Origin of the sequence: Novosphingobium sediminicola (genome assembly GCF_014196525.1) — a bacterium.
Classification (GTDB): Bacteria; Pseudomonadota; Alphaproteobacteria; order Sphingomonadales; family Sphingomonadaceae; genus Novosphingobium; species Novosphingobium sediminicola.
The window spans coordinates 210,956-235,784 of sequence record NZ_JACIDX010000006.1; the positions used below are offsets into that span (position 1 = coordinate 210,956).

The 24,829-nt window shown below is 64.7% G+C and carries 26 protein-coding genes; 15 read left to right on the forward strand and 11 right to left on the reverse strand.

What is annotated here, in order from left to right:
• Positions 1–8 precede the first annotated feature (8 nt).
• The 7 genes from glgA (at position 9) to GGR38_RS09630 (ending at position 7,664) form a co-directional block, all read left to right on the forward strand.
• Complete coding sequence (gene glgA / locus GGR38_RS09600; RefSeq protein ID WP_183624912.1) at positions 9–1,523, forward strand: glycogen synthase GlgA; 1,515 nt, start codon at positions 9–11, stop codon at positions 1,521–1,523.
• Positions 1,520–3,172: an alpha-D-glucose phosphate-specific phosphoglucomutase gene (locus tag GGR38_RS09605; protein WP_183624913.1), complete on the forward strand. Its 1,653-nt coding sequence runs from the start codon at positions 1,520–1,522 to the stop codon at positions 3,170–3,172. The genes glgA and GGR38_RS09605 overlap by 4 nt, the downstream gene beginning before the upstream one ends.
• On the forward strand, positions 3,172–4,965 hold the full coding sequence (glgX, locus tag GGR38_RS09610; RefSeq protein WP_183624914.1) for a glycogen debranching protein GlgX: 1,794 nt from the start codon (positions 3,172–3,174) through the stop codon (positions 4,963–4,965). Before GGR38_RS09605 ends, glgX begins: the two co-directional genes overlap by 1 nt.
• A 68-nt stretch (positions 4,966–5,033) precedes the next feature.
• Positions 5,034–5,756, forward strand: a complete 723-nt coding sequence (locus tag GGR38_RS09615) for a PadR family transcriptional regulator (RefSeq protein WP_183624915.1) — start codon at positions 5,034–5,036, stop codon at positions 5,754–5,756.
• A 250-nt stretch (positions 5,757–6,006) separates the two neighbouring features.
• On the forward strand, positions 6,007–6,405 hold the full coding sequence (locus tag GGR38_RS09620; protein ID WP_246404413.1) for a c-type cytochrome: 399 nt from the start codon (positions 6,007–6,009) through the stop codon (positions 6,403–6,405).
• 78 nt (positions 6,406–6,483) lie between these two features.
• Positions 6,484–7,170, forward strand: coding sequence for a TonB family protein (locus GGR38_RS09625; protein ID WP_183624916.1), 687 nt, complete (start codon positions 6,484–6,486; stop codon positions 7,168–7,170).
• Positions 7,171–7,223: 53 nt separating this feature from the next.
• On the forward strand, positions 7,224–7,664 hold the full coding sequence (locus tag GGR38_RS09630) for a DUF2721 domain-containing protein (protein WP_183624918.1): 441 nt from the start codon (positions 7,224–7,226) through the stop codon (positions 7,662–7,664).
• A 388-nt stretch (positions 7,665–8,052) separates the two neighbouring features.
• Here GGR38_RS09630 and GGR38_RS09635 read toward each other — a convergent pair whose 3' ends face one another.
• The 7 genes from GGR38_RS09635 to GGR38_RS09665 form a co-directional block, all read right to left on the reverse strand.
• Positions 8,053–9,069, reverse strand: coding sequence for a type II secretion system F family protein (locus GGR38_RS09635; RefSeq protein WP_172339056.1), 1,017 nt, complete (start codon positions 9,067–9,069; stop codon positions 8,053–8,055).
• A 12-nt stretch (positions 9,070–9,081) separates the two neighbouring features.
• A complete protein-coding gene (locus tag GGR38_RS09640) occupies positions 9,082–10,053 on the reverse strand; it encodes a type II secretion system F family protein (protein WP_183624920.1) in 972 nt (323 codons plus the stop codon).
• 1 nt (position 10,054) lies between these two features.
• Positions 10,055–11,341 (reverse strand): CpaE/TadZ family protein, encoded by a 1,287-nt coding sequence (locus GGR38_RS09645; protein ID WP_183624922.1) that lies wholly within the window; start codon positions 11,339–11,341, stop codon positions 10,055–10,057.
• Between the two features lie 3 nt (positions 11,342–11,344).
• Positions 11,345–12,007: a CpaD family pilus assembly protein gene (locus GGR38_RS09650; protein WP_246404415.1), complete on the reverse strand. Its 663-nt coding sequence runs from the start codon at positions 12,005–12,007 to the stop codon at positions 11,345–11,347.
• 12 nt (positions 12,008–12,019) lie between these two features.
• Complete coding sequence (locus GGR38_RS09655; protein ID WP_183624924.1) at positions 12,020–13,729, reverse strand: type II and III secretion system protein family protein; 1,710 nt, start codon at positions 13,727–13,729, stop codon at positions 12,020–12,022.
• 16 nt (positions 13,730–13,745) lie between these two features.
• A complete protein-coding gene (cpaB, locus tag GGR38_RS09660) occupies positions 13,746–14,864 on the reverse strand; it encodes a Flp pilus assembly protein CpaB (protein WP_183624926.1) in 1,119 nt (372 codons plus the stop codon).
• A 70-nt stretch (positions 14,865–14,934) separates the two neighbouring features.
• A complete protein-coding gene (locus GGR38_RS09665) occupies positions 14,935–15,423 on the reverse strand; it encodes an A24 family peptidase (protein WP_183624928.1) in 489 nt (162 codons plus the stop codon).
• Between the two features lie 125 nt (positions 15,424–15,548).
• On the opposite strand from GGR38_RS09665, the gene GGR38_RS09670 reads away from it, so the two are divergent.
• A complete protein-coding gene (locus GGR38_RS09670; protein WP_183624930.1) occupies positions 15,549–16,502 on the forward strand; it encodes an alpha/beta fold hydrolase in 954 nt (317 codons plus the stop codon).
• Between the two features lie 17 nt (positions 16,503–16,519).
• Positions 16,520–17,608: an NAD(P)/FAD-dependent oxidoreductase gene (locus GGR38_RS09675; RefSeq protein ID WP_183624932.1), complete on the forward strand. Its 1,089-nt coding sequence runs from the start codon at positions 16,520–16,522 to the stop codon at positions 17,606–17,608.
• A gap of 154 nt (positions 17,609–17,762) precedes the next feature.
• Here the strand turns inward: GGR38_RS09675 and GGR38_RS09680 are convergent, their stop codons facing one another.
• The 4 genes from GGR38_RS09680 to GGR38_RS09695 form a co-directional block, all read right to left on the reverse strand.
• Positions 17,763–18,032: a hypothetical protein gene (locus tag GGR38_RS09680; protein WP_183624934.1), complete on the reverse strand. Its 270-nt coding sequence runs from the start codon at positions 18,030–18,032 to the stop codon at positions 17,763–17,765.
• Between the two features lie 207 nt (positions 18,033–18,239).
• Positions 18,240–18,902, reverse strand: a complete 663-nt coding sequence (locus GGR38_RS09685; RefSeq protein ID WP_183624936.1) for a heme exporter protein CcmB — start codon at positions 18,900–18,902, stop codon at positions 18,240–18,242.
• Positions 18,899–19,501, reverse strand: coding sequence for a heme ABC exporter ATP-binding protein CcmA (gene ccmA / locus GGR38_RS09690; protein WP_183624938.1), 603 nt, complete (start codon positions 19,499–19,501; stop codon positions 18,899–18,901). The genes GGR38_RS09685 and ccmA overlap by 4 nt, the downstream gene beginning before the upstream one ends.
• A gap of 287 nt (positions 19,502–19,788) precedes the next feature.
• Entirely contained in the window at positions 19,789–20,406 is a 618-nt protein-coding gene (locus tag GGR38_RS09695; RefSeq protein WP_183624940.1) for a DNA-3-methyladenine glycosylase family protein, read from the reverse strand.
• Between the two features lie 143 nt (positions 20,407–20,549).
• Between GGR38_RS09695 and GGR38_RS09700 the strand changes: the two genes are divergently transcribed.
• The 6 genes from GGR38_RS09700 (at position 20,550) to GGR38_RS09725 (ending at position 24,825) form a co-directional block, all read left to right on the forward strand.
• Positions 20,550–20,867: a 2Fe-2S iron-sulfur cluster-binding protein gene (locus tag GGR38_RS09700; RefSeq protein ID WP_172339069.1), complete on the forward strand. Its 318-nt coding sequence runs from the start codon at positions 20,550–20,552 to the stop codon at positions 20,865–20,867.
• A gap of 70 nt (positions 20,868–20,937) precedes the next feature.
• Positions 20,938–21,945, forward strand: coding sequence for a cysteine synthase A (locus tag GGR38_RS09705; protein ID WP_183624942.1), 1,008 nt, complete (start codon positions 20,938–20,940; stop codon positions 21,943–21,945).
• 18 nt (positions 21,946–21,963) lie between these two features.
• The gene (locus GGR38_RS09710) at positions 21,964–22,281 is read left to right on the forward strand and encodes a hypothetical protein (RefSeq protein ID WP_183624944.1); all 318 of its coding nucleotides are present in this window, start codon (positions 21,964–21,966) and stop codon (positions 22,279–22,281) included.
• Positions 22,282–22,817: 536 nt separating this feature from the next.
• On the forward strand, positions 22,818–23,318 hold the full coding sequence (locus tag GGR38_RS24405) for a division/cell wall cluster transcriptional repressor MraZ (RefSeq protein WP_183624946.1): 501 nt from the start codon (positions 22,818–22,820) through the stop codon (positions 23,316–23,318).
• Positions 23,315–24,301, forward strand: coding sequence for a 16S rRNA (cytosine(1402)-N(4))-methyltransferase RsmH (gene rsmH / locus GGR38_RS09720; protein ID WP_183624948.1), 987 nt, complete (start codon positions 23,315–23,317; stop codon positions 24,299–24,301). The genes GGR38_RS24405 and rsmH overlap by 4 nt, the downstream gene beginning before the upstream one ends.
• Positions 24,298–24,825: a hypothetical protein gene (locus GGR38_RS09725; RefSeq protein ID WP_183624950.1), complete on the forward strand. Its 528-nt coding sequence runs from the start codon at positions 24,298–24,300 to the stop codon at positions 24,823–24,825. The genes rsmH and GGR38_RS09725 overlap by 4 nt, the downstream gene beginning before the upstream one ends.
• Positions 24,826–24,829 lie beyond the last annotated feature (4 nt).

Consider the following 24,829-nt stretch of genomic DNA (forward strand, 5'->3'; position numbering starts at 1 on the left):
TGGGAGCCATGACCCTGCGCGTCCTCAGCCTCGCCTCGGAGGCCGTGCCTTTCATCAAGACCGGCGGGCTGGCCGATGTGGCGGGCGCGCTGCCTGCTGCGGTCGCCCCGCATGGGGTGGCGATGACCACGATGCTGCCGGGTTATCCGGGGGTGCTGGCGCGGCTGAGCGCGCAATATCCGGTGCCCAAATCCAAGCGCGCAAAAGCGGCGGGGCCAAAGGTTCTTCATGAATGGGAGGCGATCTTTGGCCATCGCGCTCGCCTGTTGGCCGGAACGCTGGATGGCGCGGTTGATGGCGCGCCGGTACTGGTGCTCGATTGTCCGGCGCTGTTTGATCGCCCCGGCGGGCCTTATGGCAATGAGGCGGGGCAGGACTGGCCCGACAATGGGTTGCGCTTTGCCGTCTTTGCGCGGGCGGCGGCCGATGTGGCGGGGGGCATTGTCGAGGGGATGGAGTTCGATCTCCTCCATGCTCATGACTGGCAATCGGGTCTGGCCCCGGCCTATCTCAAATTCGCGCCCTATGGCGGGCGCTCTGTGCCCAGCGTGATGACCATCCACAATATGGCGTTTCAGGGCCATTTCCCCGCCGCGCTGTTTCACCAGATCGGATTGCCGCCACAGGCATGGGCGGTCAATGGCGTGGAATATCACGGCGGCGTCGGCATGTTGAAGGCCGGGCTTGAGGCGGCCCATGCGATCACCACCGTTTCTCCCACCTATGCGCTGGAAATCCGCGAGCCGCATTTCGGCATGGGGCTGGAAGGGCTGATCCGCAGCCGGGGCGCGCAGGTGCATGGCATCGTCAACGGCATCGATCCGGTGGAATGGAACCCGGCCACCGACCCTGCGATCAAGAGCCAGTTCACCGCGCGCAGCCTTGCCAAACGGCAGGCGAACAAGCGCGCGTTGGAAAAGGAATTCAGCCTCGAATCCGACGATGGCCCGCTGTTCATCGTGGTCAGCCGCCTGACATGGCAAAAGGGCATGGATGTGCTGGCCGGGTGCCTCGATCATCTGGCGGGGCTGGGCGGGCGTCTGGCGCTGCTGGGGTCGGGCGATGCGGGGCTGGTGGGCGAGCTTTCCGCCGCCGCCGCGCGCCATCCGGGGCGTATCGCCCTGCGCATCGGTTATGACGAGGCGCTTTCGCACCGGATGCAGGCGGGGGGCGATGCCATCCTCGTGCCCAGCCGGTTCGAGCCTTGCGGGCTGACGCAATTATACGGGCTGGCCTATGGCTGCGTGCCGGTGGTGGCGCGCACGGGGGGGCTGGCCGATACGGTGGTGGATGCCAATCTGGCCGCGGTCAAGGCCGGGGCGGCCACGGGCGTACAATTCGCCGAGGTCGATCACGACGCCTTGTGCGAGGCGATCACGCGGACAATTTCGCTTTATCATAAACAGGATGTCTGGCGCGCAATGCAGAAGGCGGGGATGCTTTCGGACTTTACGTGGACACAATCAGGCGGCACCTATGCTGCACTGTATCGTTCCATCGCTTTGGAGAATTCGCCAGCATGACCTCGACGATTGCGACCCCACAGGTCATCACTCAGGCCACCCAGCCGATTGCCGGGCAAAAGCCGGGCACTTCGGGCCTGCGCAAGAAGGTGAAGGTCTTTGCCCAGCCCAATTACGCTGAAAACTTTATCCAGAGCGTGTTTGACGTGGTGGAGCGGGGGGATGGCGCGACTTTGGTGATCGGCGGCGATGGCCGCTATCACAACCGCACCGTGATCCAGCAGGCGATCCGCATGGCCGCCGCCAATGGCTATGCGCGCGTGCTGGTGGGTCAGGGGGGCATTCTCTCGACGCCCGCGGCCTCCAACGTGATCCGCCAATATGGCGCGAGCGGCGGTCTTGTCCTGTCGGCCAGCCACAACCCGGGCGGGCCGGACGAGGATTTCGGCATCAAGTATAATATCGCCAATGGCGGCCCCGCGCCCGAGGGCGTGACCGAGGCGATTTATCAGCGCACGACCGAAATTACCGAGTGGCGCGCGGTGGATACGGCCGACATTGATCTCGATACGCTGGGCGTGGTCGATGTGGCGGGCATGGCGGTCGAGGTGATCGACAGCGTGGCCGATTATGCGGCGCTGATGGAAAAGCTGTTCGATTTCGGAGCGATCCGGGCTGCTGTCGCCGGCGGGCTGACGATGAGCTTTGATGCGATGCATGCCGTGACCGGCCCTTATGCGCATGAGATTCTGGAAAAGCGGCTTGGCTTTGCGCCGGGCACTGTCCGCAATGGCGTGCCGCTGGAGGATTTCGGCGGGCATCACCCGGACCCCAATATGGTCCATGCCCATGAATTGTTTGAAACGATGTTTGGGGCCGATGCTCCCGATTTCGGTGCGGCGTCGGATGGCGATGGCGACCGCAATCTGATCGTCGGGCGCGGGATTTTCGTGACGCCTTCGGATTCGCTGGCGATGCTGGCGGCCAACGCCCATCTGGCGCCCGCCTATGCCGGGGGCCTCAAGGGCATTGCGCGCTCCATGCCGACCAGCGCGGCGGCGGACCTTGTGGCGCAAAGCCTTGGCATTCCCGCCTTTGAAACGCCGACGGGGTGGAAATTCTTCGGCAATCTGCTCGATGCGGGCATGGCCACGATCTGCGGTGAGGAAAGCGCCGGGACCGGCAGCGACCATGTGCGCGAAAAGGACGGGCTGTGGGCGGTGCTGCTCTGGCTCAACATTCTGGCCGTGCGCAAGCAGCCGGTGGCGCAGATTGCCGCCGAGCATTGGGCCAAGTTCGGGCGCAATTACTATGCCCGCCACGATTATGAGGGCCTGCCGACCGAGGCGGCCAATGCGTTGATGGGTGAATTGAACGGCGCGCTGGCCACTTTGCCGGGGCAGGTTTTCGAAGGGCTGACCATCGAGACCGCAGACAATTTTGCCTATACCGATCCGGTGGATGGCTCGATCTCGACCAATCAGGGCGTGCGCATCCTGTTTGTGGGCGGAAGCCGCATCGTGTTCCGCCTGTCGGGCACGGGCACAGAAGGGGCGACCCTGCGCGTCTATCTGGAGCGGTATGAGCCGGTGGGCGGCGATCTGGCGGGCGAAACGCCGGTCAAGCTGGCCGATCTGATCGCAGCGGCTGATGGCATCGCGGGCATCGCGCGCCACACCGGGCGGACCGAGCCCAGCGTCATCACCTGATGGCGCGTTACGGCGCGTGGGCAGAGGCGGGCGCGACCCATTTCGCGGTGCGCGCTCCGTTGGCCGATGCGGTGTGGCTCTGCCTGTTTGAAGGGCAGGCCGAGGTGCGGATCGCGATGGTCCGCGATGGCGATCATGGGGGCGACGACTGGCGCGTCAGCCTGCCGGGAAACCGGGCAGGCGCGCGCTATGCCTATCGCGTCAATGGCACGTGGGACCCGCGTAATGGCCGCTGGTTCGACCCGGCCAAATTGCTGGTCGATCCCTATGCGGTGGAATTGGATCGCCGCTTTGTTCAGGACCCGAGGCTGGCGCTTTATGGCGCGGATACGGGCGCGATTGTGCCCCGTGCGATAGTGCCGGGCGAGATGCCGCCGGTTGCGCCTCTGCCGCCCTGTTTCGCGCCCGGCGGGCTGATCTATGAGGTCAATGTGCGCGGCTTTACCCTGCTGCACCCCGATGTGCCGCAGGCGCAGCGCGGGACGGTGGCGGCGCTGGCGCATCCCGCGATCATCGCGCATCTGAAAAAACTGGGCGTGGGCGCGGTGGAGCTGATGCCGATTGTGGCCTGGCTGGACGAGCGCCATTTGCCGCCCCTCGGCCTGCGCAATTTCTGGGGCTATAATCCGGTGGCGATGATGGCGCTGGACCCCGGCCTGTGCCCCGGCGGGGTGGCGGAATTGCGCGATACGGTGGCCGCGCTGCGGGCCGAAGGGATCGGGGTGATCCTCGATCTGGTGTTCAACCACAGCGGCGAGAGCGATGTGCTGGGCGGGGTGCTGTCGCTGCGCGGGCTGGATAATGCGGCCTATGCTCATGCGCCGGCGGGGGCGCTGATTAATGACACCGGATGCGGCAATACGCTGGATTTTGCCTATGCGCCGGTGCGCGAACTGACGCTGGCGGCATTGCGGCATTTTGTGGGCACATGCGGGGTGGATGGGTTCCGCTTTGATCTGGCGCCGGTGCTGGCGCGCGGGCCGGGGTTTGATCCGGCCGCGCCGATCTTTGCCGAGATCGCCGCCGATCCCGTTCTGGCCGATCGGGTGATGATTGCCGAGCCGTGGGATATTGGGCCGGGCGGTTATCAGTTGGGGCGCTTTCCGGCTGGCTGGCTGGAATGGAACGATGCGTTTCGCGATGATGTGCGGCGGTTCTGGAAAGGCGAGGGGGGGCTGGGCGCTCTGGCCACCCGACTTGCGGGCAGCGCCGATGTGTTTGGCGAGCAGCAATGCCGCAGCGTCAATTTTCTGGCCGCCCATGACGGTTTCACGCTGGCCGATATGGTGGCCTATGCGCATCGCCACAACCATGCCAATGGCGAGGGCAATCGCGACGGCCATGGCGAGAATCACAGCTGGAACTGCGGGGTGGAAGGGCCGAGCGATTCGCCTGAGGTGAACGCGCGGCGTGGGGCCGATATGCGCGCGCTGTTGGGCACTTTGTTTGCCTCGACCGGCACGATCATGCTGACCGCAGGCGATGAATTTGGCCGGACCCAACAGGGCAACAACAATGCCTATTGTCAGGACAGCGCGATCGGTTGGGTCGATTGGGCCGCGCGGGACGAGGCGCTGGAGGATTATGTCGCGGAGCTTTCGGCCCGACGGCGATCCGGGGATTTCGCGCAATTTCCGCGTGATGGGTGTTGGTTGCGGCGCGATGGCGCGGCGATGACGGCGGCGGATTGGGAGGCGCCGGGGGCGGGCTATGTCGCCCATGTTTCGCATGATCCCGACAGGCGGCAGGAGTGGCGGATCGACCGGGACAATCGGCGAGCGGAAATTTTTTAAAGATATATCTTGAAGGTTTTTAGAATTCTCCTACATTCGGCTTCATGACCGATATGAAGGAGTATGTAATGTTCGGATCGAACATCGGAAAACACGGGCGCAAGGGCGCCCACGGCTTTGGCCATCATGGTTTTGGCTATCACGGCCATCGCCACCACGGACACCACGGACACCACGGACACCATGGCCATCACGGCCATTTCGCCGCCGGATTTGACGGCGGCTTTGAAGGCGGCCCGTTCGGGCGCGGCGGCTTTGGCGGCGGCGGTTTCGGAGGTGGCGGCTTTGGCGGTGGCCGGGGCGGCGGGCGCGGCTTTGGCGGGCGCCGGGGCAAGCTGTATGACGGCGATGAATTGCGCCTGCTGGTCCTCGCGCTTTTGGCCGATGCGCCCCAGCACGGCTATCAGATCATCCGCGCCTTTGCCGAGCAATCGGGCGGCGCCTATCAGCCCAGCCCCGGCGTGCTTTACCCGCTGCTGGTGATGCTGAGCGAAATGGAGCTGGTGGTCGAGGTGGACACCGCAGGGGGCAAGCGCCGCCTGTTCGCCATCAGCGACCTTGGCCGCGCCGAAATCGAGGGCAAGGGTGAGCAGATCGAGGCGCTTTTTGCCCGGCTGAAGGCCTTGGCCGCGCAGGCCGAGCGGACCGATGGCGCCCCGGTGCGCCGCGCGGTCCACAATCTGCGCGCCGCGATCATGGAGCGGCTGGGCCGCGAAGGGGCGGGCGAGGATCTGCCTTTCGAAGTGGCGCGCATCATTGATGAGGCCACGCAAAAGATCGAAAGGCTCTAATTCCTATTCAGCGCGCCGACAGCCATTTTGTCCGATAAGCAGGCTACAGCGCAAAACTGCGCATTGTGGGACAAGGGGCGGCAAGGCCAGAGAAAACGCCTGAGGTTCGCGTTGTTTATGAACGCGATCGGGCCTTTCTCAACGCTTGCTTTCCCCGCCACTTTGCGGGCATGAGCGCCGATGAAAAGGACGGTCGGGATGATTCTTGATGAATCGCATATTCCGGGCCTTTCGCTTGAAAAGAGGATGAATGACGATGTCGCGACTGTTTACCCCCGCTGCCGCGCTGGTGGCTGCCGCCACGATGGCTCTCGGTTTTGCCGCTCCTGCTGCTGCTGCCGGTGATCCGGTCAAGGGCGCGGCCTCGTTCAAGACCAAGTGCCAGCTTTGCCACGTGATCGGCGCTGGTCAGAAGCCCACGATGGCCCCCAACCTGCTGGGCGTGGTTGGCCGCAAGGCCGGCACCACCGATTTTGCGATGTATTCGCCCCAGCTCAAGGCCTATGGCAAGGCCTGGACCCCGGCGCTGATCGATCAGTGGATCGCCGGCCCGACCAAGCTGGTGCCCGGCAGCCGCATGGCGATGGTGATCCCCGATGCGGCCGAACGCGCCAACATCGTGGCTTATCTGGGCACGCTGAAGAAGTAAGCCTGTTTCAGGTTTCGGATAAGGGGGCGGAAGGCTTAGGCTTTCCGCCCCTTTTGCGTTGGTGCTAAACTGGCCGTGATGGAGCAACCTTCCTATCGAGTGCGCCTTGGCGCCGCCGTGCTGGCGGGCGGGATACAGGGGCTGGTGCTGCTGGCCTTGCTGGGGCTGGGCCGCGGGGTGGATGGCCTGCGCGATGCCACGGCGGGGGCGATGGAAAGCGTCGATTTCACCCTGCCGCCGCCCGCGCCCAAACCTCAGGCGCAACCCAAACCGCAGGCCGCTGCGCCCAAAGGGGCCGCTGGCGAGAAGGCAGTGCCGCGTGCGGTGGTGGCGCCCAAGGCCGTGGCCCTGCGCCCCATCGTGGCGCCGCCCGTGGCAGGCACCGGGGCCGCGCAATCCTCGGGCGCCAGCACAGGGGCCGGAACCGGCGCATCGCAATCGGGCGAGGGCGGCGGTGCCGGTGGAACTGGCATGGGGCAGGGCGGAGGCGGCCCGGCCGTCAAGATCGCCGGAACCATCGCCGCCCGCGACTATCCGCGCGAGGGGCGCGAGGCGCGGATCGGCGATTATGTCATCGTGGCGATCACGGTGGGCGTCGATGGCCGCCCGGTTGCCTGCCGCATCCACCGGCCCAGCCGCGATTCCGCCGCCGACGCGCTGACATGCCGGATGGCGATGGAGCGCTTCCGCTTCAACCCCGCGCGCGATGGGGCGGGGCGGGCGGTCGAATCTGTTTTCGGGTGGAAGCAGAGCTGGTTCCTGTGAATAGGAATCGGGCCCTCTTGGGTTTGGCGCGCGCATGAATTAGGAACGAAGCCATGATCGCGCATACTATCCAGCTTGCCCTTGCCCCGGTTTTCGTTCTGGTGGCGATCGGCAATATCATGAACATCCTGTCCACGCGGCTGGGCCGGATTGTGGATCGCGCGCGCGCTTTGCAAAAGCTCTATGGCGAAACCTCCGGGGCGGCGCATGACATTGTCGTGCTGGAAATGCGTCAGGTCGATCTGCGTATCCAATTGAACACCAAGGCTATTCGCGTGCTGGTGATGTCGGGCCTGTGCATCGGGCTGACGGTGGCGATCCTGTTTCTGGAGGAAATGGTGTCAGTGCCGCTGGAGCGTGTGGCGGCTGGGGGCTTTCTGATCTCGGTGGCGCTGTTGATGTGGGGCCTGTGGCTTTTTCTGCGCGAGACGCAGATTGCCGCCGAGATCCTGCGCATCCCCGAGAAATACCTCGAATCGCATCGGGAAATTTGAGGCGACCATAGCGCCGCCTCCGCGGGCCAATGCGGATAATGGGCCGTGGACCGGCAGGCATGGCGGGCCGCCTTGGTGCGCAAGGGCGGCGGTGTGGCGCGTTTTGGCGAATGGCAGGGGAAACGCCGGTATCCCTGCTCGGCCCTCATCAGCCGGGTGGATGGCGGGCGGGCTCGCTGGCTTCCGTCCATCCTTTTGATCCCGCTGGCTTTTGGCGGTTGGGTGCGCGACGCTGTGATGCCGCCGCCTTTGCCCCGCAACGCCTGCCGGTCCTCCCTTGCCGGGGGCCGCTGGGGGCTGTCGACGGCCCCCGATGCGGATCACGGCGCGGGATGGTGGCGGCTTATAACCGGAATGGTTTGCTGTAGGACAGGGGTTTTTGCGCCGCTTATTTCTTGGTCGCCGCCGGGCCGCTGCTGAAGGCGTCGGCAATCGAACAGGCCGCCGGCCCAAGGATGACGATGAACAGCACGGGCAGAATGAACAGGATCAGCGGCACGGTCATGATCGCGGGCAGGCGGGCGGCCTTTTCCTCGGCGCGCATCATGCGTTCGTTGCGGAATTCGGCGGACAGCACGCGCAGCGCCGAGGCCAGCGGGGTGCCGTAGCGCTCGGTCTGGATCATCGTCGTCACCACCCCGCGCACAGAATCGAGCGCCACGCGATAGGCAAGATTTTCAAACGCTTGCCGTCGTTCGGACAGGAAGGACAATTCGATGGCCGTCAGCGCGAATTCATCGCCCAGTTCGGGATAGGCGCGACCCAGTTCCTTGGCCACGCGCGAAAAGGCCGCGTCCACCGTCAGGCCCGCCTCGGCGCAGATCACCAACAGGTCGAGCGCATCGGGCAGGCCCTTGCGGATCGCGGCGGTGCGTTTGGTGATCAGGTTCTGGACGTAAATGTCGGGGCCTTTGTAGCCGCCCACGACGGCGGCGGCAAAGCCCATGAATTTCTTGAAATCGGTCCACAGCGGGAAATAATTGATCCAATAGATCACGATTGCCGCCAGACCGCCCAGGATGATCGGCGCCACCATGCGGCCAAAGATGATCGCGACCGCCCATTCCTTGTTGCGGATGCCCGCCTGCGCCAGCTTTTGCTGGGCATCGGCCAACTGGCTGTCCTGCAACACTTTCAGCTTGTCGAGGATCATGCGGATCGCATCGGTCGTGTCGGACCGGCGCACGATATTGGCGCGCTTTTTGGGCGTGTGCGAGACGATGCCCGCCTTCAACTGCTCGCGCCTTTCGTTGAGCGCCTTGACCCGCTTCTGCATCGGATCGCGCACGGTCAGCGCGGCATAGATCGCCACCATCACCATGATCGCGGCCACGCCCGCCAGCAGCGTGCCGACGAAAAATACATCAAAGCCCAGAATATGGGGGTGCGCCGCTGTCTGGTCCATCGCCTTGCCCCTTTAGATCTCGAAGCTGACCATTTTGGCCATGATGAACACGCCGATGCCCATCCATGTCAGCCCGCCAAGGCCGGTGATGATCAGGCGATCATCCGAGAAAAACCCGGCCAGATATTGCGGGTTTACCCAGTTGATCATCAGAAACACCATGAAAGGCAGCGAACCGACGATATAGGCCGAGGCTTTCGATTCCGAACTCATCGCGCGGATCTTCAGCTTCATCTGGGCGCGTTTGCGCAGCACATCGGCCAGATTGCCCAGCGTTTCGGCCAGATTGCCGCCCGTTTCGCGCTGGATGGCGATGGTGATGCAGAAAAAGTTGAATTCGGCCATGTTGAGCCGGTCGGCCGTATCCTGCAGCGCTTCGTCCATGCCGCGCCCGATCTTGATGCGCTCGGTCACCAGCTTGAATTCCTGACCCACGGGGCCGGGCACTTCGGCCGAGACGATGCCCAGCGTTTCCGTCACGGGCAGGCCGGAGCGCAGGCCGCGCACCAGCAATTCGATGGCATCGGGAAATTTGGCGGTGAAATCGTCGTAGCGTTTGCGGATCAGATAGCCCACCACCATATGCGGCACGCCCGCCCCCACCAGCAGACCCACCATCAGCGCCAGCATCAGCGAGCCGGTTTTCAGCCACAGCAGCAGCGCCACGACCAGCGCCAGACCGCCCGATGCCTGCAGATATTGCTGGACGGTCCATGTCTTGCCCGCGCGGTGCAGGCGCAGCGCCAGCATCTCGATCTGTGAACGCGGGCCGCCATCATTGCTGATCATCGGGCGGCGCTGGGCCAGGGCGCGGCGCATCTGCGCCTCCACCTTGTCGGTCGCGCTTTCGGAATGGCGAAAACGCACCGATTGCAACCGGCGCGCGCCTTCCTTGGCCGGCGAAGGCCCGCCAAAGGCCAGCGCCAGCAGCATCAGCACGCCGCCCACGCCAAAAGTGATCAGCAGGATCTGGACCGTGTCCATATCAGCGCGCCTTTTCTTTCGCCCCGTCCTTCTTGCCGCTCAGCAGCGCCATGAAATCGATCTTGCCCAGCAGCGATTTGCGTTCCGGCTGGGCCGCGCCTTCCTTGGCCTCGACCGCGATCAGCGATTTGACCGAGAGCGCCAGATCGCGCAGCGCCGCGCCCGCTTTGGTGGCGCGGTTGGCCTCGGCAAAGGTCTGGCCCAGTTTCGCACAATGGACGGCGGCCTTGACGTCAAAGGGGATGGTGACGTTGATCTTGCGTTCGATGGAGGCTTCGAAATCGGCGCGGCTGATTTCGGCGATGCCGGTCTGGACGCGGTTGGCCACCACCATCACCTGGGCATGGGATGCATTGGCGCGCAGCCACGACAGGATGCGGATCGCATCGCGCGCGCCCGCCAGCGTCAGCTCGGTCACCAGCAGCATGACATTCACGTCCGCCAGCACATGCGGAAAATTGATCAGCATGTTGCGCGGCAGGTCGATGACCGTGTGTTCAAAGGCGTGGCGGAATTCCTCCTCCAGCCGGACAAAGGCCGAACCGTCGGTCAGCAGCGGATGGCTGATCGGCGCCTCGGCCGAGAGCAGCGAGAGATGTTCGCCCGCCCGGATCATCGCGCGTTCGATAAACAGTCCGTCGATGCGGCTGGGGTTCTCGATGGCGTCGGTCAGGCCGCGGCCCGGCTCCAGATCGAGGCTGAGCGCGCCGGTGCCGAAATGGATGTCCAGATCGAGCAGGGCGGTGGGCTGTTTGTGGTCGGTGGAAAACAGCCATGCGATCGAGCTGGCCACGGTCGAGGCGCCGACACCGCCGCGCGTGCCGATGACGGCGGTGCTCAGATGCGGCGTGTCCGATCCGGCCTCGCTGGCGCGCGGGGCGTTGAGCATGTTCTGCGCCTGAACCAGCGCGTCGCGCATCAGGCCCGAGGAGAGGGGCTTGAGCAGATAATCGTGAATGCCGCTGCCCAGCAGGTCGCGATAGAGGCGCACATCATTGACCTGGCCGATGGCGATCACCACCGTGCCGGGTTCGCATACCTCGGCCAAGGCGTTGATATCGCCCAGCGGGTCGCCGCTTTCCGACAGATCGACCACCAGAATCGAGGGCGACGAGCTGACCGAGAGCGCCTGAACCGCGCTGCGCAGGCCCCCGCGCGTGCATTTTTCCGGCGCCCAGCCGAAATCGGCGGCCAGCGGGCGCATCACGTCCAGCGTCGCCTCGTCGCAGACATAGGCGGCGAAACTGTCGCGATTTTGCGCCGATCCGGGTTTCCACGGTGCGTTCATGGCTTAATTGCTCCCCCCGGTGCCGACCTTCTTGACCGCATTGCCGCCATCGCCCGAAGGCTTGGCCGCGCGATAGGCGTCGATGGCCTTGTTGCTGGTCATCACCACGGTCTGGCCCTTGGTCCGCGCGCCCGAGAGCAGGTGGTCCGGGTCGGCCACCATCGCGGCCAGATTGCCGTTTACCGCGCAGCCGTAATTGTGGCTGGTGGCATTGTTGAAATTGCTTTCGCTGTTGTCCGACCAGTTGGGGCAATTGGGCACGCCGGCCACCGCGCGCGTCACCACGATGCGCGCCATGCCCGCATTCACGCTGCCTTCGCCCACGGGCACTTCGCGGCTGATCCGAAGCCCGCGCCGCGACACCAGTTCGGCAAGCGCGCCAAGGGTTGCCTCGCTTTTGAGCGGATCGTCAATCGCCACCCGGTCGCCATAGCGCAGGCCCAGCGCATCGAACCAGCCCGACACGCGCTGCGCCTCGGCGCGCGAGATGCCGCCCGGCCCGGTGATGACATCAAGGGCAAAGCTGTTGTGGCTGACCACGGGCTGATTGACGCTGGAGAGCATCCGGTTTTCCGCCACGCCGCCGCATCCCGCCAGCATCAGCGACAGGCCAAGCACCGCGCCGTTCATGATGCGCCCGGACAAAGGAGAAGAGATCCTGTTCATCGCTGCCTCGCTTTAATTCAGGCTGAAACCGGGTTGGGTTGCTTCGCTGGCCACGGCGCGTTTGCCCGCCTTGGTTTCGGGGGCGGCGCTCACCTTTTTGGGCGGCGCGTTCTCGCCTTCGGAGGGCTTGAGGGTCGGCTTGGGACGTTCCGCCCCGCTCTTGCCCTCGCTCAACATATTGGCGGCCACCTGCTGGATGTCATTGGCGGTCTGCATGCCGTCGGTGGGCAGTTTGATCTCGCCGTCATTGACCGGCTTGACCAGATAGGGGGTGATCACGATCACCAGTTCGGTCTCGCCCTTGGTAAAGCTGGTGGATTTGAACAAGGCGCCCAGCACCGGCAAGTCGCCCGCACCGGGCATTTTCTGGATCGTGTTGCTGGCCTTGTTCGACAACAGGCCGCCGATCATCATGCTTTGCCCCGAACCCAGTTCCACCGAGGTTTCGGTGCGGCGGGTGGAAAGCGCGGGGATCGAATAGCCGTTGAGCGTGACCGCGCCCTGACTGGAGAGTTCGGAAACCTCGGGGCGCACGCGCATGCTGATCCGCCCGTCGGACAGGACGGTGGGGGTAAAGCTCAGGCTGACGCCATATTTCTTATATTCGATCGAGACCGTGCCGAGGCCCGAGGAAATGGGGATCGGAAATTCGCCGCCCGCCAGAAACTCGCCCGTCTCGCCCGACAGCGCGGTCAGGTTGGGCTGGGCCAGCGTGGTGACCAGACCGATCTGTTCGCCCGCATCCAGCGCGCCCAGAATGTTCACGCCCAGCAGCGTGCCCGTACCGGCCAGCGTGGTGGCGGTGGAAAGGGTCGACAGCGATGTGGCGGCCTTTTCCTGGACGCCGTTGGGGGTGTTTGCATAATATGTTCCGGTACCCCCCACATTCAGCGGCGAACCGGGGGTGAAGGTGGTAACGGAGCGGCCCTGCGATACGCCGAACTGGAACCCGTTGCCGCCATTGCCTATGGTGGTCAGGTTGAACCCCAGCGTCTTGGTCAGCGAGCGCGAGACTTCGGCGATGCGGACCTGAAGGTTGACCTGAAGCGGGGTGGCCGTTTTCAGGCGGGTGATGACATTGGCTTCCTTGCCCAGATAGGCGGTGACAAGGCGCTGGGCCTCGGCCGCATCCTCGGGCGCGCCCACGGTGCCGGTCAGCAGATAGGTGCCAGCGCTCAGCGTTGCCACATTGATATGCGATTCGGGCATGGCGACTTTCAGCATCTGATCGACGCTGTCGATGTTGCTGGCCACGCGCACATTGGTGGACCAGATCACTTGCCCTGCCGCATTGCTGGCATAGATCGTCGTTTCGCCCGCGCTGCGGCCATAGACATAGAGCTGGTTGTTCGATTTGACCTGAACATCGGCGATCTTGTCATCGGCGACAAAGACATCCTTCATCGGGCCGGGCAGATTGACCAGTTGCCCGCGCCCCAGCGCGACCGCCATGGCCGCCGAAGGGCCGCTGATCGCCACGGGCGCATAGCCGCGCGTGCCAAAATCGCGCATCGTTTCGCGGCTGGGGCCGTTGGCGGGGGCCATAACCGGCTTTGCGGCGGGCCTGGCCGCAGTTTTGACGGCCGCCTTGGCAACGGGCTTTTTGACCGCATGGGCAGGCCCCGCGCTCAGCGTGGCAGGCGCAAGGCCTGCCAGACAGACCGAGGCCAGCGCGATGGCGGCCAGCGGGCCGGACAGTGGAAGGGTGAGGCGGTGTTGCATCTTGTGGCCTCTCATCTCAAGGTTGGGCCAGAGGGCCGGTTGCGCCCCCGCCAAAGGCATTGCCCGCCGCGCCCATGCCATTGGCAATCGCCTGAACCGGCTGGCCGTTGGCGCCCATGGAAACGGTCTGACTGTCGCGCCCGCGGATCACGCGCACGCCATTGTTGTTCACCCGCGCCACCACCGGCGCGCCCATCGAGGGGCCCCCTGCCGCAGGCATGACCGGGCCGCTGGCGGGCAGGGTGCGCTTTTGAAAACGCGAAACTTCGGCCCCGGTGGTCATCGATTCTCCGCCCGATCCGCTGTTGCTGAAGGAAGCGGGACGGCGCGCGGCGCTGGCCAGCAGGCGGGTTTCGTCGGCCTTGGATGCGCCCTCGGGCAGTTTGATCGCGCCATTGGCGATCGCGCGGTCCAGATCGCCCTGATTGTCAGCCAGAGAGCGCAGCGTCAGGCTGAGCGCACCCACGGCCTGGGCCACCTCGATCTTTTCGGCGATCTTGGGCGTGACCTCCAGCGTGACTGTGTGGAACGTGCGCACCACGGTCTTGCCCTCGTTGGTCTGGTTTTCGGTCGATTGGTCGGTGGCCAGCACGCGCAGATTGCGCAGGACGGTTTCCGTCACGTTAAGTGATTGTGCGTCGCCGCCATTGCCGCGAATGGTTTGGGTCAGCATGATGTCCACCCGGTCGCCCGGAAAGATGAAGCCTGCAACGCCCGACTTTTCCGAGACGGTGATGGTGATCGCGCGCATCCCCGCGCCCAGCGCGGCGGCCAGGAAGCCCCGGTCACCCGGCGCCACCAGCGCGCCCTGCGTCAGCGGCTGGCCCGCGGTGATCGGATAGCGCACGACCGTGCCGATCAGCTTGTTCATGTCGATCTTGCCGTCGACGAAATAGGCTTCCTTCATCAGGTTGCCGGGCCAATCCTGAAAATTGACGGCATCGGCCGTGATGATCGTGCCGGGGGGCAGCGCGCGCTGGGCCACCAGCACCTTGGGGCCGGTGGGCGCCACGGGCAGGGCCGCCTGAACGACAGGGGCGACATTGCCGCCCGAGAGCATGCTGCGGGCAGCGAGCGCTGTGCCGATCGCGATGACCATCGCGCCAATCAACAGCATCAGCCTTCGTCTATCCATTGCCGAACAAGCCCCTTACGCTCTAACCGCAGTACGACCGGAAATATCCGATAGATTGGTTAACATTCGATCACCCCGCCAGAACGGTTCCGGCGGCCGGAAATAAATAGCCCGAAGCAATCACCCACAGCCCGCCAAGAGCTATCGCTATGCCATAGGGGATGGATGGTTTGCGCGGATGCCGCCGCGCCACATGCCACGCGGCCAGCGCCACCGTGAGCACGCCCCCCGACACCGCCATCACCATCAGCAACTGGGCAAACCAGACCGGCTTGATCCACAGTGCCAGCGCCACCAGCAGCTTGACATCGCCCCCGCCCATCGCGCCCAACGCAAACAATCCGGCCAGCACCACAAAGGCCCCCGCCGCCAGCGCCAGTTGCCAGCCGATTTCGGCCAGTCCCATATGGCTGGCCCACCAGAACAGCGGGGCGGCCAGAGCGATCCCGGCATTGAGCCAGTTGTCGATCTGGCGGCGGCGGATGTCGGTATAGGCCGCCACCAGCAGCGCGATTGCCAAGGCGATCAGCAGACCGTAGGAAAAGGAAGAACCAAGCATGCGGACCTCTGGTTGGATCAGGTTTCCGTTTTAGTGGTGATGACTTACCAAACAGTAACCAACGCAAGGCGCGCAAATGGCGCAATCGGGGGGCTGGCGGGCGGCAAGGCGTAAAAGAGGTGCTAATGGAACTTCCCGAGGGCGGCGTTGAACAATTCTGGATGGCGCCCGATGGCTGGCCGATCCGTCGAATCGATCTTTCCCCTCGCCATGTTCTGCGCGGCAGCCTGCTGTTCATGCCCGGACGGGGCGATTTCTATGAAAAATACCTCGAGTCGCTGGAGGAATGGCGCGATGCCGGATGGCATGTGACCAGCCTCGACTGGCGCGGTCAGGCCGGGTCGGGGCGGCTGGGGATGGATGACTCGACCGGGCACGTTGATGATTTTTCGGTGTGGATCGAGGATCTGGCCGCGTTCTGGCACGAATGGCGGGCCGAACGGCCGGGGCCGGTGGCGCTGATCGGCCATTCGATGGGCGGGCATCTGGCGCTGCGCGCGCTGGCGCAGGGGCGGGTCGATCCCGATGCGCTGGTGCTTTCCGCGCCGATGCTGGGCTTTGCGGCGGGCGGGGCGCCCTTCTGGTCGCAAAAGGCGCTGGGCTGGGCGATGCTCAAGCTGGGCGATGCGCGACGTCCGGCATGGAATGGCGGGGAAAAACCGGCCAGTTCGCTCCATGCGCGCAAAGGCCTGCTGACCCATGACGCGCGGCGCTATCAGCAGGAGATGGACTGGCGCGCGGCGCGGCCCGAACTGGCGATGGGGCCGGCCAGTTGGGGCTGGATGGCGGCGGGCTTGCGCTCGATGGAGACGTTCATGGCGCCCGGCGTGCTGGAACGGGTTCAGACGCCGGTGCTGATTCTGTCGACTGCCGCCGATGGGTTGGTGTGCCACCGGGCCAATCTGAAGGCGGCGCGGCGTTTGCCCCATGGCGAGATCATGAGCTTTGGCCCGGAGGCGGCCCATGAGATCCTGCGCGAGGTGGACGAGGTGCGCGAGCCCGCGATGGAGCGGATCGAGGCCTTTCTGAGCGAGCATGTGGCTCAGCCTGTGACACCGGACTTGACCCGCGCGCTCTGAGCGGCTTGGGTCGGGCGATGAGCCAGAGGTTTGATATAGCAATCGTGGGCGCCGGGATGGCGGGCGCCTCGCTGGGCGCGCAATTGCTGGCGCGGGGCGCGGGGTCGGTGGTCATGCTGGAGGGCGAGGACCGCCCCGGATACCATTCCACCGGGCGCAGCGCGGCCTTTTGGCAGGAAACCTATGGCGGGCCGCAGGTTCAGCCTTTGACGCTGGCCTCCGGGCCGGTGCTGGAGGAACTGGGCTTTCTGCATCCGCGCGGCGGGCTGCATCTGGCGCGGGCGCAGGATTTGCCCGAATTGCAGGCTTTTGCCGAGGAATTTTCGAACGTCGGCGTCGATCTGCCCGCCGTGGACCGCGCGGGGATGGAGGCGCAGGTGCCGGGCCTTGATCCACAATGGGTGGCGGGCCTTGCCGAGCCGTCATGCCGCGACATCGATGTAGCGGGGCTGCATCAGCATTACCTCGCGGCCTTTCGGCGCGGCGGGGGCGAGGTCTGGACGCGGGCGCGATTGGCGGCTGCGCGCTGCGATGGCGATTGGGCGCTGAGCCTTGAGGATGGGCGCGAGATCCGCGCTCGCGTGCTGGTCAATGCGGCGGGCGCCTGGGCCGACGAGGTGGCCGCGATGGCCGGGGCGCGGCCCGTGGGTATTCAGCCTTTAAGGCGCACCATGGCGCAAATCCGCGTTTCCCCGGAGGCGCAGGCCGCCATGCCGCTGGTGATGGACATGGCCGGTACGTTCTATTTCAAGCCCGAGGGCGGGCGGCTTTGGCTGACCCCTCACGATGAAACCCCCGTGCCGCCCTGCGACGCCGCGCCCGAGGAAATCGACGTGGCCGTGGCCATCGATCGGTTTGAAGGCGTGGTGGACTGGCGCGTCGAGGCGGTCGAGCATCGCTGGGCGGGCCTGCGCAGTTTCGCGCCGGATCGGTTGCCGGTCTATGGCTGGGATGTTTCGGTGCCGGGCTTTTTCTGGTGCGCGGGGCAAGGGGGCTTTGGCATCCAGACGGCTCCTGCGGCGGCGGACATGGCGGCGCGGTTGCTGTTGGGGCAGGAGGCAGGCGAGGTCGATCCGGGGGTGTTTGGGCCGGAGCGGTTTGTTTAGAGGGGTTTAGGTGCCTCCGGCGGGCAAAGGGCGGGGGCCCTTTGCGATCCCGGGACTGTCGGCGTTGCGGTTGAAGGGCGGCGGGGTGTTTTGGGGTTAGGTGACGGGTTTTCAAGGCCGCTGCGCGGCGGGGTATGGCGGAAGGGCGGGAACGTTAGTTTGTTTCAGGTCGTTTCCACCGTGAGTGGTTGAACAAAAACCATAAAACCATCCCGAGGGTTGCCAGTTCCAGCCCAATATTGACAGGGTGGCCGACATGCGACGGCATTTTGATCTCTAATGGTGTGACCCATTCCAGCGCCCTCAGAAAAATGAAGGCGCCGAATGCGAAGAACACTATAGACTTGTTCCAACGGTATCTGGTCGCAAGCAGCAGGCACAGCCAAAGACTGAAATTCAACGCGCTACTGAGTATATCGGTCATGGATACCACCATCTTGGCAACTCAGGCAAAATAGCAGTATCTCTAACGGCCGCAATGGCGCATGTGCGGCGCATCCCTTTTCTTCCCGCGAAGCGGTATAACCTCCCTCCACGACACTGCCCATAAACACCCCGCTTCCGGTAAGCCACAACGCAGACAGTATCGGGATTGCAAAGGGACAAGTCCCTTTGCCCGCCGGAGGCAAATTTACCGCCCAGCCCGCAGCGCCGCCGCCCCGGCAAAGGGTGTCAAGGCCACCAGCACCAGACTGGCCGCGCCCGCCAAAGCCAACCCGCTTTCGCCGCCGATGGCCAAGGCGCCTGCGCCGAAGATGAGCAGGGGGACGCAGAGGGGGATGAAGAGCAGGCCCGCCAGCGCTGCGCCGCCTTTGAGGCCTGCGGTGATGGTGGCCACCGCTACGCCCACGGCGGCAAGGCCGGGGGTTCCGGCCAGCAGGCCCAGTTCGACCAGCGCGATGGTGCGCCCGTCGAGGCCCAAAAGCGCGGCGGCGGGCAGGGTGGCCAGCATGAGGGGCGGAGCGAAGGAGAGCCAGTGAGCCAACAACCGCAGGGCGACGATGACTTCTTCGGAGATGCCGCGCAGAGCCCATTGCTCGAACAGGCCCGCCTCGCGGTCGGGCTCGATCAGGCGGTCGAGCGGCAGGATCGCGGCCAGCAGCGCGGCCAGCCAGATCACGCCGCCGCCCACGCGGGCGAGGAGCTTGGGGTCCGGCCCGACGGCGAAGGGGAAGATGATGGCCACCGCGAGGAAGAACAGGATGGGCAGCATGATGCCGCCTCCGCCCCCGCTGCCCAGCAGGAGCAGGCGCAGGTCGCGGCGCAGGATGGCGAGAAGTGCGGCCCCCTTCACAACGCATACTCGGCAAGGTCGAGGCGGGTGAGGCCGGGGATGCCAAGCGATTGATGCGAGGCGATAATGCAAGCGCCTCCGCCCGCGCAGTGGCGCTCGATCATGCGCTCGACCATCGCGCAGGCGGCGACATCAAGGCCGTTCAAAGGCTCGTCCAGCAGCCAGTTGGGCGCGTGCTGGCCGATCAGGCGGGCAAGGGCGGCGCGCTTTTTCTGGCCGGTGGAAAGATAGCGCACCGGCACATCGAGCAGATTGGCCAGACCCAGCCCCTTGATCGCTTCATCGGGCACCGGCCCATCGACCCGCGCCCAGAACGCCAGCGCCGCGCCCAGAGGCTGGCCCAGATCGAGGCCGTGGCGCTCGTCCATCAGGGCCAGCGGGCCGTCCCACGCGATCGCGCCGGTGATGCCGCTGACCGGATCGGGGCTGGGCGGGAGCAGGCCCGCGAGCATCCGCATCAGGCTGGATTTGCCCAAGCCGTTCGGCCCCAGAATATGCAGCGCTTGCCCCCGCGCAAGGCCCAGCGAAAGGCCCGAAAACAGCCAGCGGTCGCCGCGGCGGCAGCATAAGTCGGTGGCGGTGAGGGCGGTGGCGGTCATGGTGGGGTGGCGATAGGGAAAAGTGGGGGGGCTGCCAAGAAGAAGGTTTTGCCTCCGGCGGGCAAAGGGCGGGGGCCCTTTGCAATCCCGTTATGGGGGTGGGTTTGCGAAGGTGTGAGGATTTTTAAAGCCTGCGGCGTGGCGAGGTCAGCGGTGTCTGCGCCGCAGGCTTTAAAATTATAACATCGCGTCCGACACAAAACGCCGAACCTTGCGCGCAACATATACAGTAACGGGAGCGCGAGGGACGAGTCCCTCGCATCTAAACTTCCCTTCTTAAAACCCCCTCACAACGCCGCATTATTATAGCAATGCCACGTAAAGATCGCCGCCGCTCCGCGATGGGGCCGCCATTCTTCCGCCAAGACCCGCGTCTGCTTCTCGCTGGGCCGCTCCGGCAATCCCAGCAATTTGCCCAGCCCGATCTGCACGGCAAGGTCGCCGGCGGGCCAGATGTCGGGCCGCCCTTCGGCAAACAGCAGATAGATTTCGGCCGACCAGCGCCCGATGCCCTTGATGCGGGTGAGGAGGGCGATGGCTTCCTCGTCGTCGGCGGGCAGGGCGGTGAAATCGAGCTCGCCCGCCAGCACCATTTCGCACAGGGATCGCGCATAGCCTTGTTTCTGGCGCGAGAGGCCGCAGGCGCGCAAAGTGTCGAAATCGGCGGCCAGCAGCGCGGCGGGGTCGGCCTCCTCGCCCACAACGCCCACCATTTTGGCCCACATGGACGAGGCGGCGGCGACCGAAACCTGTTGCCCCACGATGGTGCGCAGCATGGTGGCATGGCCGCGCGCGCGGATGCGCGGTTCGGGCAATCCCACCCGGCCCAGCGCATCGGCAATGCCGGGCGTGGTTTGCGCAATGGCATTCAGCCCCTTTTCAATCGCTTCTGCCGAAAGTCCCATTTGCGCCCGTTTCATGAATGGAAATGACAAATTTTTGCGCAATTCGGCCAGTTGCAAAACCGGCGGCTTGCCGATAGCAGCCTTGCCCAAGCGCATGTTGCGCCGCGCTTTATACAACTGCGCTTCATACAGAGGGATTTGATATGCCGAAGCTGGTGATCGTCAATAGTGCGGGTGAAGAAAAGGAAGTTGAGGCCCAGACCGGCCGCACGGTGATGGAAGTGATTCGTGACGCGGGTTTTGACGATCTGCTGGCGCTGTGCGGGGGCTGCTGCTCTTGCGCGACGTGCCATGTGCATATCGACCCGGCCTTTGCCGACAAGCTGCCTGCGATCAGCGCCGACGAAGACGATCTGCTTGACAGCAGCGACCACCGTGACGGCAATTCGCGCCTGTCGTGCCAGTTGCCCGTGACCGACGCCATCGACGGTATGCGCGTGACGATTGCCGAGGCGGACTAAAAGCCTGACTTTAGGGGTGCCTTGCGCAAATGCATTGCGCGTTGGCCAAGGCCCCCCTACCTAGGGCGCCATGACGAAAGCGCCCGTTTATCAAAACACCCTCGATCTGATTGGCAACACCCCGATGGTCCTGTTGAAAGGGCCAAGCGAGGCGGCAGGTTGCGAGATCTGGGGCAAGTGCGAATTTGCCAATCCGGGGCAGAGCGTGAAGGATCGCGCCGCCTTGTGGATCATCCGCGATGCGGAACGCTCGGGTGCGCTCAAGCCGGGCGGCACGATTGTCGAGGGCACGGCGGGCAATACGGGCATCGGCATTGCGCTGGTGGCCAATGCGTTGGGCTATAAGACGATCATCGTCATGCCCGAAACCCAGAGCCGCGAGAAGATGGACACGCTGCGCGCGCTGCAGGCCGAGCTGGTGCTGGTGCCGGCGGCGCCTTTCAGCAATCCGGGGCATTTCGTGCATACTTCGCGCCGTCTGGCCGAGGAAACCGAGGGCGCGATCTGGGCCAACCAGTTCGACAATACCGCCAACCGCAAGGCCCATATCGAATCGACCGCGCCCGAAATCTGGGCGCAGATGGATGGGCGGCTTGACGGCTTTACCTGCGCTGCGGGTACGGGCGGGACGCTGGCGGGCGTGGGGTTGGGGCTGAAGGCGTTTGATGAAGGTATCACCATCGCGCTGACCGATCCCTATGGCGCGGCGCTCTACAATTATTACGCCCATGGCGAGTTGAAGGCCGAAGGGTCGAGTGTGGCCGAGGGCATCGGGCAGGGGCGGATCACCGCCAATCTGGACGGTGCGCCGATCGACACGCAATTCCGTATGTCGGACGAGGAGGGCCTCGAATGGGTCCGCCGTCTGCTGGCCGAAGAGGGTCTGGCGCTGGGTCTGTCGAGCGGGATCAATGTCGCGGGCGCGGTGGCGCTGGGGCGCAAGCTGGTGGCGCAGGGCAAGAAGGATGCGCGCGTGGCCACGATCCTGTGCGACACCGGGCTGCGCTATCTCTCCACCCTGTATAACAAGGCATGGCTTGAGGCGAAGGGGCTGCCGGTCTTTCCTTGGCTGGCGTGATGGAGTAAGATCCGCGCGATGACGGAGACTTCCAGCCCCAGCGATCCGGCGACCTCGGAATTTGAGCGCACCCCGCGCGAAATTCGCGCGCAAATGGTGCAGCGTTTGCAGGTAGGCCTGTTCGGCCTGTCGTTGATGCTGCTGCTGGTGGGGTTGGCCAATATCATCATGGACAATGCGCGGCGCAACGATGCCGCCGCCGCCAGCGCGCAGGCCAGCACCAGTGCCGGGGGCAGCAGCGATCCTCTGGCCGATATCGGCGTCATTCCTTCGCCCGATGCGGGCAAGGTGCAGGCGGGCGCATCGCCCCGCGTGACGCCCGCCGCGCCGCATTGATCGGCGTTCTTTTCCGCGTACGCTGATCGGCGCGGGAAAACCTGCCACTTTGGGGAAAACCTGCCACCGGCGGGAAACTGTGCCACCTGCGGCAAGGCCTGCCATGGGCGGGAAAATGCGCCACCGGGCGGCGCCCCGGCGCAACATTCGGGCAAAATAACGGGAATCACGCGGGATTTGCGAATCTCTCTAAGCGGGAATCGGCGGGAAGGGCCGTTTTCCACCCGTGGCTAACCTCGGGAAATTACGGAATTGACGTGCTCTCAGGCGTGGTTTGGTAATGATTTGGTAATAAATTGCCGCCGGGTGTAACGAGATATAAACCTGAAAAATAAGGTAAATTTCATTCTTTTCCACAAAGTGGCAGATTTTCCCGCAAAGTCCCTTTCCCGCCCGCAAACTCCGCGATAGAACATGATCATCGGGTAGAGTTTCAGCCGTCCTTTTGTGGGGGTTTGGCGTGGCCATGGCGCTGCGGCAATCGGCGAAGCTTTGCTCAATTCGGTGGGGCTTTCTTCGCAAAGGTAGTGGGTGGGGTGACTGGTTTCCCGGTCATTTATATGGGGCAGGGCTTCTCGCCGAAGGGCGACAAGGAGCGCTTCGTCCTGCCTGCCGACATCCGCAAGATCGTGGCCGAGGCCAGCGACAACATCAACGAGATGCTGGTGGCCCGCCATGAAGAATGGCCCTGTCTGTTTGCCTGCGGCACGTCCTATCGAAACCAGCTTGCCGAGGAAATCCGTGTGAAGCATGCCGCCGATGTGGCCGCCGGTCGCCCTTCTACCCGGGCGCGCGATGCGTTGGTCTTTGGCAATCTGACGCGCGTGGCCTTTGACAATTCGGGCCGCTTCATCCTGCCCGCGCATATGCGGGCGCAGGCCACGATCACGGACGGGCTCTATATCCACGGCACGATGGATTATTTCACGCTGTGGTCGCCCGAAGTGCTGATGGCGATGGCGGGCGATGAATGGATCGGCCCCAAGGCAAGCTGCGAGAGCTATCTGGCCGCAGCGGGCGGGAGGGCGCGCAAATGAGTCTTTTGGCTGCGATCCCGCATGACGCCCCGCATATTCCGGTGCTGCTCGACGAAGTCATCGGCGCGCTTGATCCGGCAGGCTTGCTTGATTTTTCGGGCAAGGTCATCGTCGATGCCACGCTGGGCGCGGGCGGCTATACGCGCGCGCTGTTGGCGGCGGGGGCCACGGTCCATGCGTTTGATCGCGACCCCGATGCAATTGCCGCCGCGCGCGAATGGGGCGCGGGCTATGACCGCCTGATCCTGCATCCGCGCCGCTTTTCCGAGGTGGGCGATGCCTTGGCCGAGGCGGGCGTGAGCGCGATTGACGGTCTGGTGGCCGACATCGGCGTGTCCTCGATGCAGTTGGACCAGCAGGGCCGCGGCTTTGCCTTTTCCAGCGATGGCCCGCTCGACATGCGCATGTCGCAGGAAGGGCCGAGCGCGGCCGATTTCTGCAATGAGGCGGCCGAGGAGGACATCGCCAACGTCCTCTACAATTACGCCGAGGAGCGCCAGTCGCGCCGCATCGCCCGCGCCATCGTTGCCGCGCGCCCGCTGGAAACCACCGGGCAACTGGCCAATGTCGTGCGCCGCGCGCTGGGCTATAAGCAGGGCGCGCCCAAAGACCCGGCCACGCGCAGCTTTCAGGCGATCCGCATCCATGTGAACGATGAGCTGGGCGAGCTGGAGGCTTTGCTGGCCACAGCCGAGAGCCTGCTGGGTCCCGGCGGGCGTCTGGCCATCGTCAGTTTTCACAGCCTTGAGGACCGCATCGTCAAGCAGTTCTTCAAGGATGCCAGCGGCGTGGCCAGCGCCACATCGCGCTATATGCCGGTCGCCGCAAGCGCGGCTCCGGCTGTCTACAGCCATATTTCCAAAGCCATTCGCGCGGGCGAGGTGGAGTTGAACCGCAACCCCCGCGCGCGTTCGGCCACTTTGCGCTTTGCCACGCGCACCGATGTTTCCGCTCGACCTGCTGGCTCCCGGAGGCGCCCGTGAATCTGACCCGTGATCGCATGCACACGATCGGCTGGGGCATGACCCTGGTGATTTGCCTTGCCCTGACGCTGGCGCTGACGTTCCGCGTCAATGCGGTGAAGAGTCAGGTGCGTTTGGCCGAGCGACAGATCACGCAGTTGAAGCAGGAAAAGCTGTTCCTGGAAACCGAGTTCGAGACGCGCGCCAGCCAGCAGCAGCTTAAAGCCTTCAACGATGTCGACTTTGGCTACAGCGCGCCCACCGTCGGGCAATATCTGGAAAGCGAGCGCCAGTTGGCCGCCCTTGGCAAGCCGCGTTCGCCCGATGCGCCCGATCCGATCCGCGTGGCTTCGGCTGATGCGGTCAATGCCTCGGTGCGCACGATGATGGCAGTCGAGGCCAAGCCCTCTTCGCCCTTCGCCGCGCTGGGCATGGGCGCCAAGCCGGAACCGGCCGCGAAGAAGGCCAAGAAATCCGAGGATATCTCCGAGCATCTGGCTCGCTTTTCCGGGCGGGCGGGGCAAAATGCGGGGCATCGTGAATGAGTAT